11 protein-coding genes are annotated in these 11,631 nt (G+C 65.2%); 4 read left to right on the top strand and 7 right to left on the bottom strand.

Annotation, left to right across the window (positions count from 1 at the left end; all coding sequences use genetic code 11):
- Positions 1-41 precede the first annotated feature (41 nt).
- The 7 genes from AAEX60_RS07925 to AAEX60_RS07955 form a co-directional block, all read right to left on the bottom strand.
- A complete protein-coding gene (locus tag AAEX60_RS07925; RefSeq protein ID WP_342102475.1) occupies positions 42-1,781 on the bottom strand; it encodes a glycoside hydrolase family 3 protein in 1,740 nt (579 codons plus the stop codon).
- Positions 1,778-3,310, bottom strand: a complete 1,533-nt coding sequence (locus AAEX60_RS07930; RefSeq protein ID WP_342102477.1) for a glucoamylase family protein — start codon at positions 3,308-3,310, stop codon at positions 1,778-1,780. Before AAEX60_RS07930 ends, AAEX60_RS07925 begins: the two co-directional genes overlap by 4 nt.
- Before the next feature lie 92 nt (positions 3,311-3,402).
- Positions 3,403-4,230 (bottom strand): carbohydrate ABC transporter permease, encoded by an 828-nt coding sequence (locus AAEX60_RS07935; protein WP_342092321.1) that lies wholly within the window; start codon positions 4,228-4,230, stop codon positions 3,403-3,405.
- 1 nt (position 4,231) lies between these two features.
- On the bottom strand, positions 4,232-5,176 hold the full coding sequence (locus AAEX60_RS07940; RefSeq protein ID WP_342102479.1) for a carbohydrate ABC transporter permease: 945 nt from the start codon (positions 5,174-5,176) through the stop codon (positions 4,232-4,234).
- Between the two features lie 4 nt (positions 5,177-5,180).
- Positions 5,181-6,467 carry a sugar ABC transporter substrate-binding protein gene (locus tag AAEX60_RS07945; RefSeq protein ID WP_342102481.1) on the bottom strand — a complete coding sequence of 429 codons (1,287 nt, stop codon included), beginning with the start codon at positions 6,465-6,467 and terminating at the stop codon, positions 5,181-5,183.
- Positions 6,464-7,489 carry a LacI family DNA-binding transcriptional regulator gene (locus AAEX60_RS07950; RefSeq protein ID WP_342092318.1) on the bottom strand — a complete coding sequence of 342 codons (1,026 nt, stop codon included), beginning with the start codon at positions 7,487-7,489 and terminating at the stop codon, positions 6,464-6,466. The genes AAEX60_RS07945 and AAEX60_RS07950 overlap by 4 nt, the downstream gene beginning before the upstream one ends.
- 181 nt (positions 7,490-7,670) lie before the next feature.
- Entirely contained in the window at positions 7,671-7,877 is a 207-nt protein-coding gene (locus AAEX60_RS07955; RefSeq protein ID WP_342102482.1) for a cold-shock protein, read from the bottom strand.
- A gap of 393 nt (positions 7,878-8,270) precedes the next feature.
- Between AAEX60_RS07955 and AAEX60_RS07960 the strand changes: the two genes are divergently transcribed.
- The 4 genes from AAEX60_RS07960 to AAEX60_RS07975 are packed head-to-tail and all read left to right on the top strand — an operon-like array spanning position 8,271 to position 10,675.
- On the top strand, positions 8,271-8,978 hold the full coding sequence (locus AAEX60_RS07960) for a DUF222 domain-containing protein (protein WP_342102483.1): 708 nt from the start codon (positions 8,271-8,273) through the stop codon (positions 8,976-8,978).
- Between the two features lie 18 nt (positions 8,979-8,996).
- Positions 8,997-9,671 carry an HNH endonuclease signature motif containing protein gene (locus AAEX60_RS07965; protein ID WP_342102484.1) on the top strand — a complete coding sequence of 225 codons (675 nt, stop codon included), beginning with the start codon at positions 8,997-8,999 and terminating at the stop codon, positions 9,669-9,671.
- Positions 9,672-9,690: 19 nt separating this feature from the next.
- Positions 9,691-10,260 carry a GNAT family N-acetyltransferase gene (locus tag AAEX60_RS07970; protein WP_342102486.1) on the top strand — a complete coding sequence of 190 codons (570 nt, stop codon included), beginning with the start codon at positions 9,691-9,693 and terminating at the stop codon, positions 10,258-10,260.
- A 37-nt stretch (positions 10,261-10,297) separates the two neighbouring features.
- Positions 10,298-10,675: an MmcQ/YjbR family DNA-binding protein gene (locus tag AAEX60_RS07975; RefSeq protein ID WP_342102488.1), complete on the top strand. Its 378-nt coding sequence runs from the start codon at positions 10,298-10,300 to the stop codon at positions 10,673-10,675.
- The last annotated feature ends 956 nt before the right edge of the window (positions 10,676-11,631 follow it).

The following is an 11,631-nucleotide window of genomic DNA, read 5'->3' on the forward strand; positions in this document are numbered from 1 at the left end:
GTTCTTTCTCCTGATGACATGGGGGCCGTGCGGATGGTGGGTCAGGCGGGTTGAATGCCGTCGCCGTACTCGAACAGGGGGTCGGCGGTGTCACCGGGAACATCCTCCCGGGAGGCACGCACGGCATCCATGGAGCGGGGCAGTTGGAAGGGCAACCGGCCCCTGGGCGGGACGACGCCGGTCAAGCCATCCAGCCAGGCCGCGTCGCTGACGCCGAAGCTCACGGTCAGTGCCGAGGTGGTCCCCACCAGGGAGGTGAGGATGGCCGGGCGGTCCAGGCTGACGTCGACCACCAAGGGGACGGCCGACGCGATCCGCGCCAGCCGGATGGCCAGTCCGGGTTGGAAGTCCAGCGATCCCTGCCGGAACCACTTCTCCAGGAAGAGGTCGTCGCGCGGATCAAAGGGAGCATCGATCCTGATCAGGGCCAGGTCCGCCTCCTCGGGATGGGCGACGACTTCGAAGCCTGCGGCACGCAACACCGCGGAGTCCATCCCCTCGGCGTAGACACGTCCGGGAGTCACCGGCAGGCCCAGCTCGTCGCGCAGCAGCACGACAGATTCGGATTGGGTGCGTCGCCCCAGGGTGACGTCCTCGGCCCGGCCGGTGTTGGCGGCGGCCGCGGACTCGTCGACGAAGGGGTCGTCGAAGAGCCCCAGCCGGAACTTCACCTCCAGCAGGCGACGGGCGGACTCGTTGATCCGCTCCTCGCTGACCCTGCCCTCACGCACCAGCTCCACGAGCAGCTCGGTGCATTCCTCGCCGCCGAACTGGTCGCAGCCAGCATCAAGCAGTTTCAGCATCCGGCCCTTGGCGTCCAGCTCCTCGACGCCCCAGGCTCGGGCGGGCAGCACCTGATCGCCGACGTGGTTGTCGTTGACCAGTTCCCAGTCGCTGACGATTACCCCATCAAAGCCCAGATCCTGTCGCAGCAACCTGGTCAGCACGGTCTTGTTGAAGCCAAAGCCGACGCACTCGACGGGCTCACCGTCGATCAGCAGTTCCACGGGCTTGCCGTAATAGGGCATGATCGCGGGCGTCCCGGCGGCAATCGCCCGCCGGAAGGGCTCCAGATGCTCCTGAAGACGGCCGCCCGGGTAGACCTGCTCCTGGCCATAGGGGAAGTGGGCGTCCTCGCCGTCCTTCTGGGGGCCGGCTCCCGGGAAGTGCTTGGTGACCCCGGCAACCGACGTGGCGCCGAAACCGTCTGGCCCCGCCAGTCCTTCCAGGTAGGCGGCGACCAGTTCCGCCACCAGAGCAGCGTCCTGACCAAAGGTCTCCCGCTGACGCCCCCAGCGGGGTTCGGTGGCCAGATCCGCGGTGGGATGCAGGGCCATGGTGATACCCAGCGCTCGGTACTCGCGGCGCACCACGTCGGCGAAGCGCCGCACCAGATCCGCATCGCGCACCGCGGCCAGGCCCAATGGTTCGGGCCAGACGGAGAGGAACCCAGCACTCCAGGACGTTCCGGCATTCTGCACATGAGCGTGCCGGGGATCGGTGGAAATGGTGACGGGGATGCCGTGGGACTCGCGGGCCAACCGCTGCAGGGCGTTGTACCAGCGAGCACCGCTGGTGGCGTCGGGAATGTGGTGAATGTTGAAGTGCGTCATGCACTTGTCCACGACGACGTGTCGGGTGGCGCTCTTGCTGATCTTGCCCGGACCGTCGAGCAGTTCACCATGAGGACCCATCTCGATCACGGTGTGGAACATCAGCCCGACCTTCTGTTCCAACGTGAGCCGGCCCAGCAGTTCGTCGACCCGCGAGTCCACTGTCATCGGACGATCCCCGCTCCAAAGGTCTCCATACCGATCACAGGGCGTAGGGTCTGGGCAACCTCGCGGGTGGCGAACCACTTGCGCATGCCGCCGTCCAGCAGGATGTTACCCAGAGCACCCATCACCATCGCCTGGTCCAAGGAAAGGTAGCGGCGCGCCACCTCGCCGGACCTGGTGGCAGCATCGTAGAAGCCGCCCTTGCCATAGCACTTGAGCTCGGACTCAATCCGCTGCAGGTTGCGGAATCCCTCCTTGTGCTCGTACATCATGCCGAGGAAGCCAGCGTGCGGGGTGACGACACCGTCGCCATAGGACTTGGGCGGGTTGTCCCAGCGGTAGTCGGTCTTCTCCTGGTCGCTGAAGTAGCCCTCCGGGTTCAATCCCAAGGCGTCCACACCGTATTCGCGGTAGCCTCCCGCTGGGTTGGAGCAGGGGCTGAAGCCCCAGTAGCCATACTTCGCCTCCAACAGGCCGTGCTCTCGCTGGGCGCGGACGTGCAACGGGTGGTTGATCCCCCAGCTCCTGGGGCCCCATTCCGCCTCCGGAACGAACAGGTCGGGCATCAGTTCCTCGAACATGCTGCCGCCCCAGCCGGGTACGATGTGCATGCCACGGTAGGTGTGGGCACCTTCGTAGACGTCTACGCCCAGGTAGGTCTGGTTGGCGCCGACCGTGGGCATCTCCGGCCAGGTCCAGTCAGCCGGGAAGGTCCGCCAGGTGGCGAAGTAGGCCGCCGCCGGAATCTGACCTCGCATGATGCCCAGGTAGGTCACCATTCTGGCTTCGCTGATGGCGGTGTCGTAGTGATGCGTGGCGGTGTACCAGATCGGATCACCACCGACACCGTTGATCGGCTCCTTCGCCACGACGTCGTCGCGGTTGGGCTTGCTGGTGTAGAAACCGCCATAGGTGGCTCCGGGCTGCTTTGCATACTCCCGGTCGAAGAAGACGTCCCAACGCATCGGTTCGAAGAGGTCCAGTGCAGCCTTCCGATTGGCCGGGTCGCCATTGGCTACGAGCCAGAGGGCGGCGCCGAGCCAGCCCATGTCCACACTTGAGATGAACGGGTCGATGTGGTTGCCGTTCTCCGGCCACGTGTGCAGCAGGGCACCGGTGGCCTCGTCGTACCAGTTGTAGTACATGCCTGAGGGCTCGTGCCGTTCCATCGTCTTCAACGACGTCAGGGTGCGCGCGATCCGCGCCGAGGCGTCTGCTTCGGTGATGACGCCCAGGTCACGGGCGACCATCGCGCTCCACAGCAGACCGCCGATGTTGGTGGGCGAGGTGAACCCCGATCGGCTGGTCAGATCGCCGTCGATGTTGTCCGCGACCAGGCCTGTGACCGGGTGGCTCATCGCGTCCAGCGAGCGCCAGGTGTCGGTGGCCCAGCGCACGAGGGTCTTGCGCTGGCCCGGGGGGAACTTCTTCCACGCGGGGTCTGCGGCCTGCGCATTGGCCGTCGTGGGGAGAGTACTGGCGACGGCCGCTCCGGCCAGACCGCCGAGGATGCTGCGTCGGGATACCTGCATGGTGACTCCTTCGTCAACGGGGTACTGCATCTGTGGGGGCCCTCGCCGAATGGATCCCCATGAAGGGCCCATCCGGCGAGGGGTTCTGCGGGTTACTTCAGTCCAGTGCTGGCGATGCCTTCGATGAAGTAGCGCTGGAAGAACAGGAAGACGGCCAAGATCGGCATCACGACCAGGGTCGCGCCGGCCAGCAGCAGGCCATAGTCCGTCTGATTCTGGCCAGTGGAGACCAGTGCCAAGGCGACGGGCAGGGTGTAGGTCTTGTCCGACGAACTCACCACCAGCGGCCACAGGAAGTTGTTCCAGGAGCCCAGGAAGGTGAGGATGCCCAGGGTCGCGAAAGCCGGGGTGGCCAGCGGCAGGAAGATCCGGAAGAAGATCCCCAGCTCGCCCACACCGTCGATCCGTCCGGCTTCGATCAGGTCACGTGGCAACCCCAGGAAGAACTGCCGCATCAGGAAGACGCCAAAGGGCTGTACCAGGAAGGGCAGGATCAGCGCCGGCAGGGTGTTGGCCAGTCCCATGTTCACGATCAGCACGTACTGCGGAATGAAGGTAACCAGACCGGGAATCATGAGGCAGCCCATCACGGCGCCAAAGATGAGCTTCTTGCCCGGGAAGGCCAGGTGAGCCAAGGCATAGCCGAGCATTGAGCTGAAGAGCAGGTTGCCGAGGGTCACGGCCACCGCGACGATCGTCGAGTTGGCGAAGAAGCGGCCCCAGGGCTGGGAGGCGAACAGCCGTCGGAAGTTGTCCAGCGTCGGGTGTTGCGGCAGCCACTTGGGCGGTACCGACATCAACTCACTCTGGGTCTTGACGCTGCCCAGCAACATCCAGACGAAGGGAAGCGCCACCAGGAAGAGCACGACCGTGAGCAGCAGGTAGAGCCACCACCGGGAACGGAAATCACTGTCCTTCATGTCAGTCCTTCTCCCTGGTCAGGCGGAATTGCACGACGGTCACCAGCGCGACCACCACGAAGGTGAGGTAGGCCATGGCCCCCGCAACGCCATAGTTGCCGTAACCGAACTGCTGGTAGGTGTACATGGACGCGGAGATGGTGGAGTTCAGGGGACCACCCTTGGTCATCACGAAGGGCTCCTCGAAGAACTGCAGGTAGCCGATCGTGGTGGTCACCAGGACGAACAGCAGCGTCGGCCGCAGTTGCGGAAAGGTGATGTTGGTGAACCGCTTCCACGGGCCGGCACCGTCCAGCATGGCGGCCTCGTGCAGACTCCACGGCACGGCCTGCAGGCCGGCCAGGAAGATGATCATGCCGGTGCCGAAGTTGCGCCACGTGGTGAGCATGATCAGGCTGAGCAGCGAGGTGTGCGTGTTGTTCAGCCAGTTGGGCCCGGTGATGCCGATCCAACCGAGCATGGTGTTGATCAGACCGGCATCGGAGAGCAGGAACTTCCAGACCACGGCCACCGCGACGATCGACGTGATCACGGGGGTGTAGAAGCCGACGCGGAAGAGCGACCGGAAGCGCTTGACGCCCTTGTCCAGGGCCACGGCAGCGGCAAGGCCGGCCGCCATGGTCAGCGGGACGCCAATCACCACGAACATCAGGGTGTTCAGCGCGGCCCGCTGGTAAACCGGATCGGACAAGGCCTTCTGGTAGTTGGCGAAGCCCACCAGATTCACCGCGAAGGGGGTGCGGATGTCGCGAATGCGCATGTCGGTGAAGCTCATGAACAGCGACTGGATCACCGGCCAGGCGGTGAACGTGACGAACAGAAGCAGGAAGGGCAGCGAGAGCAGGAGCCCTGCGCGTGCCTCCCGGGCGTTCCGGTGCGTCTTGCGACCGGAACGCTCGGGAGTGCTGCCGACTGCTCCGGGAGTGATTCCGGGCAGGGCCGTCATGAGATCAGCCGATGCCGATGCTGGTGGCTTCGGACTGCGCCGTCTTCAGGGCCTCGGCCGGGGCCAGACCGGACTTGCAGACCTTCTCGACCTGCGCGTCCATCTTGCCAGCCACCTGCTCCCAGGTGCCGATCGACGGCGGGGCGTAGGCGGTCTTGAGCTGCTCACCGAAGACGCTCAACTTCTCGTCACTCTTCAGCGAGGGATCCTCCCAGGCATCCTTCACCGACGGCAGGTCGGTGGAGGACTTGTACCACTTCAGCTGGGTTTCCTTCTCGGTGAGGAACTGCACCAGCTTCCAGGCGGCGTCGCGGTTCTTGGTGTTCTTGAACACACCCAGGTTGGCGCCACCGACGAAGGAGGCCGAGCTCTCCTTTTTGGGCATCGTGAAGACGCCGTACTTGTCCTTGAAGGCGTCACCGCCACCGGCCTTCTCGACGGCCGCCATCATCCACGGGCCTGAGATGAACATCGGAGCGACGCCATTGGCGAAGTCCGCTTCGGCCGGGGAGGAAGAGATGGCCTTGTTGGCCAGCCCTTCGGTGAAGTAGCTCTGGTAGTAGGTCAGGGCCTCCACATTCTTCGGGTCATCGAGGGTGAAGGTCTTGACGTCCTCACTCATCAGCTTGCCGCCATTGCTCCACATCATCGGGGCGTAGGTCTGCCAAGCACCCTGGCCACCGGGCTGCAGGTTCAGGCCCACCTTGGCGCCCGCCTTCTCCTTGTACGCCTTGGCAAGGGCCTTCAGGCCGTCCCAGTCCGTCGGGGTTTCGGTGATACCCGCCTTGGTGGCCAAGTCCTTGCGGTAGTAGACGCAGCGGGTCTCGACGTACCACGGCACGCCGTAGGTGGCGCCGTCCACCACATTGGTCTTCTGGGCGCCCTCGAAGAACTTCGCGTTGTCGATATTGCCCGGAACCTGGTCGAGCGCCCCGAGGCCGACGAACTCGCCCATCCACGTGCTGCCAACCTGGGCCAGATCAGGGGTGGTACCGCCGGCGATTGCGGAAGTGAACTTGTCATGCGCCGAATCCCACGGGATGGGGGTGACGGTGACCTTGCAGTCGGGATTGGCGGCCGTGAAGTCCTTGATCAGGGCCGGCAGCTTCTCGCCTTCGGCGCCCATCGCCCAGACGGCGAGGCTACCGGTGGCCTTGCCTTCGGCGATGGCTGGGGCGGCGGAGCCGCTGGCTCCACCCTCGGTCTTGGACTGGCGTCCGCAGCCAGTGGCGGCGCCAGCGATGGCCAGTGCAGTGAGGCCAACGAAACCTCGACGAGTGATTGCGGTCATGGGAGCTCCTTGATGCTGTGGAAGGTCGAACACCCACACGACGTGCGGTGGGCAAGGGTTGCGGGGAGGGTGACGGCCTCTTCTCTGGGACCGTCCCCAGCAATCCGCTGGGCCAGTCGAGACACGACCAGCCCACCCAACTGGCGTACCGGTTGGGAGATTGAGGTGAGGCCAGGTTCGACATACCGCGCAGTCACGGTGTCGTCCCAGCCCGTGATGGCGACGTCGGCGGGAACCGCGACACCGCCACGTTGCAGGGTCTGCATCACAGCGAGCGCCAGCTCGTCATTGCCGCACACCAGTGCATCGTGGGTGAACCCGTCGGCCAGCAAACGTTCGGCAAAGGCGCGACCATCCTGTTCCGACGGGAAAATGGGGTAGGTGGTGGGTTCCAGGTCGGCCCGACTGACCGCGGCGACGAAACCGTCGTGCCGCATGCCCAGATCGCTGCCACGTTCGGGATTGCCGACGAAGGCCAGCCGCCGACGCCCGCCGTCGATCAGGTGCTGGGTGAGCCGGTCGGCCGTACTGGCGTTCTCCACGAAGAAGGCATCGCTGCCGGGCACCTGCGGGCGGGCGGCTGTCACCACCGGTCGGGTACGGGCAATATCCGCGATCAGCTGAGAGTTGGCCGCACTGCGCGCCATGAAGGCCAAGCCGTCCACCTGCGCTGCGAGCGTGCGAACGGCCGTCCGGCAGTCCTGCCGGGGATTGGCCAGAGTGATGATCACCGACAGGTTCTGCGCGCTGGCCGCGGTTTCGAAACCCACCAGCAGATCCGCATAGTAGGGGCCGTCGATATGGGGCAGGACCAGACCGAGCGCATTGGTACGACTACCAGCCAGGGCACGCGCAGCGGCCTTGGGGAGATAGTCCAGTTGCTGCGCAGCCTCCCGGACGCTCAGCTTGGTGGCATCGGAAATCCGGGGATCGTCCCGCAGGGCGCGGGAGACCGTGGCTGTCGACACGCCAGCGCGCTGGGCCACCTGATAGATGGTGACTCCCGCCTGCCGTGTGCTCATGCTGGTCTCCGTCGACTGGTGTCGTGCATCCTGCGCCATGCAAGCGCTTGCACTACCTTGATGAATCGACGGTAACACGTTGGTTAAGCGCTTGCAATAGGGCCTGCACCCGTGGGGTGTCCAACAAGCGACGAAGGCCGCCGCCCCGAGGGGCAGCGGCCTTCGTCGTGAAGTGCTGGGGTCAGCGCAGAACGCTGATGTTCGACGCCTGAGGACCCTTGGGGCCCTGCTCCAGGTCGTACTCAACCTTGTCATTCTCGTCCAGCGACCGGTAGCCACCGGAGTTGATCGAGGAGAAGTGAGCAAAGACGTCGGCAGAGCCGTCGTCGGGCTGGATGAAGCCGAAGCCCTTGTCAGCGTTGAACCACTTAACGGTACCTGTAGCCATGATGTTTTCCTTCAGGAAAGTGGAGTGACCGCGAATCGATCACTACCGGGGACTTGCTCGTCACACATTTCAGAAGGAACCACAGACCTCCGAAGAGACCTTCATACCGAAGTACACAACACCAACTGCCAAGCAATAACTCCAGCCTAGGGCACGTTCGGGGCACCTCTGACCAGATCTGCCAACCAGGCCACAGAAAAGTCGCATCACGCCTAGTCAGAACACGGAAAACTGATTCTCCAGAGGGGGAGGGCGGAGAAACCGCCAGAGACACGTGGTGACGTTGCTGTACATCTGCCCGGTGAGACTTATATCACCTTCATAACTCTTCTCGGCGAGAGGCTATGCGACTACAATTAGAACTCAAGGACGAAGACTCTCGGGGAGGTCATGATGACGCAACAACCGGCCACCATGGACTCGCGCCCCGATGCCCGCGCCACCCTCGAGGCCATCCAGGAGCAGCGGCGGGTCCGCGCCCTGACCGAGGCCAAGGAACTGGGGCTGGTGGCGCACTTCGCTGATCTGCACTCCACCGTCGACGAGCAGCCCGGCAAGGTACTGCCCGGCGTGGAGAAGTTGGTGCAGGTGGGTTCCGAAGGGACTCCCGAGGTGGCTGGGTTCTGCGCCCTGGAGCTGGCCGCGGCCCTGGGCTTGGGGGTTCCCGACGCCACCGTCCTGTTGGCCAATGCACTGGACCTGCGGCACCGCCTCCCCCGGCTGTGGCAACGGGTGATGGCCGCCGAGACCCCGGTCTGGCTGGCCCGGCGAATCGCCACCCGCACCACGGTGCTGGATGCGCACCACGCCGGCCTGATCGACCTGCACCTGAGCCGCGTCATCGAGGGAATGTCCCCCAGCCGGCTGCTGAGGCTGGTCGACGGGCTGGTGTTGGAACACCTTCCCTCCCAGGAGGCCGAGCGGCGACGTCAGGCCGCGCTGGACCACCGTGGGGTGTGGGTGCAGCAGTCCAGTGAGGGCGTGGCCGCGGTGCTCGCCACTCTCGATGCCGCCGACGCACTCTTCCTGGACGCGCAGGTCAACCGGATTGCACAGATCATGTCCGAGGGAGGCAATGCCGATCCGCTGGCCGCCCGGTGAGCCCAGGCCCTGGGGATCTTGGCGACGCCGGCCCGGGCTCTGCAGCTGTTGCAGGCAGCGGAGCAGGAGCACCTGCCCACCGGTGAGGACCTCGAGCAGATCTGCCGTCGCGACGGTCAGGCTGGCCACGTGTGCGGCACCATTGCCGTCGATCCGGACAAGCTGCTGCCCCGGGCCAAGCTGGTGATCCACCTCACCGACACCACATTGGTGGAGCACGAGGGCCTGGCTCGCTCCGACCAGTTGCAGCCCGTGCTGGCGGACTGGCTGCGGGACCTGCTCAGCCACACCCGCGTGACGGTTCGTCCGGTGATCGACCTGAACAACCAGGCCACCAGCGATGCCTACGAATGCCCGCCCCTGATGCGGGAGGCGATGGGCCTGCGCAATCCCTACGAGGCCTTCCCCTGGTCCACCAGGAGCTCCGATGGGCTGGACCTGGACCACACCATCCCCTGGAAACCCCCGCCAGCAGGCGACGGCGGGGCTACCCACCCGGACAACCTGGGGCCATTGACCCGATTGGCGCACCGGGCGAAGACGCACGGGCACTGGAACCCGAAGCAGATCCATCCCGGGATCTACCTGTGGGACTCCGCCGACGGGTTCAGCTACCTGCTGACCGGCAGTCGGACCATCTCCCTGGGCCGGACGCAAGAGCTCGGCCGCAGCGGTCTGCCCGCTGCGGCCTGAGCCCGCTACTGTCGTCGTCATGACCGAGATCCGGGCACTGGGGCCCGACACCTGGGAACTGTTCGAAGAGCTGGTGGAGCGCAACAACGGCGTCTACGGCGGCTGTTGGTGCATCGGTTACCACCCCGAATGCGGCAAGATCCCGCGGGACCAGCACCGGCCGGTCAAACACCAACGGGTGCTCGACGACGAGGCGCACGCAGCCCTGGTGGTGGATGACGACGGGAGGTGCCAGGCCTGGGCCCAGTACGGGCCACCCGAGGAGCTGGCCGGAATCAAGCACAGGCGGGCCTATGACAAGGAGCCGCCGCCCACCCCGGACTGGCGGATCACCTGCGTCTACGTCGATCCCAAGCACCGCGGATCCGGTTTGGCGCGGGAGGCTGCCATCGGGGCGCTGGACCTGATTTCCCGGGCCGGCGGTGGGCTGGTGGAGGCCATCAGCGAGAGCACCGACGGGCGTTCCGCGCAGGGGCGCTTCTTGTTCACCGGCACCGCCGAACTGCTGGCGGACCTGGGATTTGAACGGGTCCGCCAGGTGGGCAAGCATGCCTGGATCATGAGCCGGACCGTCGCGTCAGCCCGTTGACCCATGACCCAGGGCGGTGGCGTGGCAGTCTGTGGTCATGGACGTCCAGCAGCTGCAGGAGCATGCCGCCGCGCGCGCCGAGGAACTTCCCGGCGCGCAGCTCACCCATCCCTTCGGTGACGACTGGGACGTCTTCAAGGTGTCTGGCAAGGTCTTCATGCTGTTCAGCCAGGTGAACGGGCAGCCGGTGGTGATCCTGAAGTCTGCCCCATCCGACGCGAAGGCGCTGGTTGAGGGCATGCCGGACGTCAGCCCCGGATATCACATGAACAAGCGGCACTGGATCACGCTCCACGGCGGCGGCCCGCTCGACGGCCAACTGGTGGAGGACCTGGTCACCGAGTCCTACCTGCTGGTGCTGGAGAAACTCCCGCGCCGGCTGCGGCCCGTGGATCCCGGAACCTTCGGCAGATAGTCCAAGACCCAGATGCACTCGGCCTCTGGACGTCGGGCTGATGGGCGATCGGGATCTCCTCCGCCAGTTTTCCCGACTGGCCCAGCCTCGATCATCATGCAGGCCATGGCCGCCCCACGTGTGGCCCAGCACGAACCACCTGCTGATGCCCAGTACGCGCCGGATGGCCTCCAGGTCCGCGACGGCCTGGGCCATGGTGTGCGGCCCACCCTCGGCGGAACCTTGCGACCTCCGTCCCGTCCGTGGACGCTGGCAACATGCGCCTGCCGACCTTCTTGCGCGCTTGACATCGAGCCTGGAAGGGCAACTTCAAGACTCACTACGACCTTCACTCATAGTTTGACTGATAGTTGCAGTCTGCCAGTGTGGATTGGAGTTGGTCGCCAACGCCTTGGTGCACCGCGACCTCGGCCCGAGCACCTTGGGCACGGGCAAGCAGATCCAGATCCGACTCACTGCAAAGAGCTTCTTCATTCAAAGTCCGGGTGGCTCCGGGGGGGTGTCACGGCAACCGATCGAACCGGCAACGCCAAGAAGCACGGCGCCCACTCGCAATGAGCCTCTCGTCCTCGCCGTACTTGGAACCAACCCGACTCCACTGACCATCCACGAGCTCGTAAACGGAACCGGACGGACGATCGGCCAGGTGCGTTACGCCCTGGACCAGCCCTTGCGCGACGGGCTCGTGGTCATGGACGGCCAGCAGGGGTCCCGGTCGGCTCGTTACCGGCTCACGATTCACGAGTGATTTCACACTGAGCACTCCAACTGGCAGCGCCACCGGCCCCGGGACAGTCCCCACATGCCATCGTCACCCTGAGGCAGAACCGGGTTAGCGGCAGAAATGTGTGTACAGCCTGACTGATTTCATTCGTGGCGGCTAGGGGTGATGGTGGTCTGAACATGCTCTGGGAGCATGTTCGGTGCAGGTTGCGAGGAATCACCCCCGGTGTGGT

Source organism: Luteococcus sp. H101, from assembly GCF_038433155.1.
Taxonomy (GTDB): domain Bacteria; phylum Actinomycetota; class Actinomycetes; order Propionibacteriales; family Propionibacteriaceae; genus Luteococcus.

Bases quoted from the DNA above. Each gene is read 5' to 3' on its own strand.
- AAEX60_RS07925 (WP_342102475.1), bottom strand. From the start codon at position 1,781: ATGACAGTGGACTCGCGGGTCGACGAACTGCTGGGCCGGCTCACGTTG.
- AAEX60_RS07955 (WP_342102482.1), bottom strand. From the start codon at position 7,877: ATGGCTACAGGTACCGTTAAGTGGTTCAACGCTGACAAGGGCTTCGGC.
- AAEX60_RS07930 (WP_342102477.1), bottom strand. From the start codon at position 3,310: ATGCAGGTATCCCGACGCAGCATCCTCGGCGGTCTGGCCGGAGCGGCC.
- AAEX60_RS07950 (WP_342092318.1), bottom strand. From the start codon at position 7,489: ATGAGCACACGGCAGGCGGGAGTCACCATCTATCAGGTGGCCCAGCGC.
- AAEX60_RS07960 (WP_342102483.1), top strand. From the start codon at position 8,271: ATGACGCAACAACCGGCCACCATGGACTCGCGCCCCGATGCCCGCGCC.
- AAEX60_RS07940 (WP_342102479.1), bottom strand. From the start codon at position 5,176: ATGACGGCCCTGCCCGGAATCACTCCCGGAGCAGTCGGCAGCACTCCC.
- AAEX60_RS07975 (WP_342102488.1), top strand. From the start codon at position 10,298: ATGGACGTCCAGCAGCTGCAGGAGCATGCCGCCGCGCGCGCCGAGGAA.
- AAEX60_RS07970 (WP_342102486.1), top strand. From the start codon at position 9,691: ATGACCGAGATCCGGGCACTGGGGCCCGACACCTGGGAACTGTTCGAA.
- AAEX60_RS07945 (WP_342102481.1), bottom strand. From the start codon at position 6,467: ATGACCGCAATCACTCGTCGAGGTTTCGTTGGCCTCACTGCACTGGCC.
- AAEX60_RS07935 (WP_342092321.1), bottom strand. From the start codon at position 4,230: ATGAAGGACAGTGATTTCCGTTCCCGGTGGTGGCTCTACCTGCTGCTC.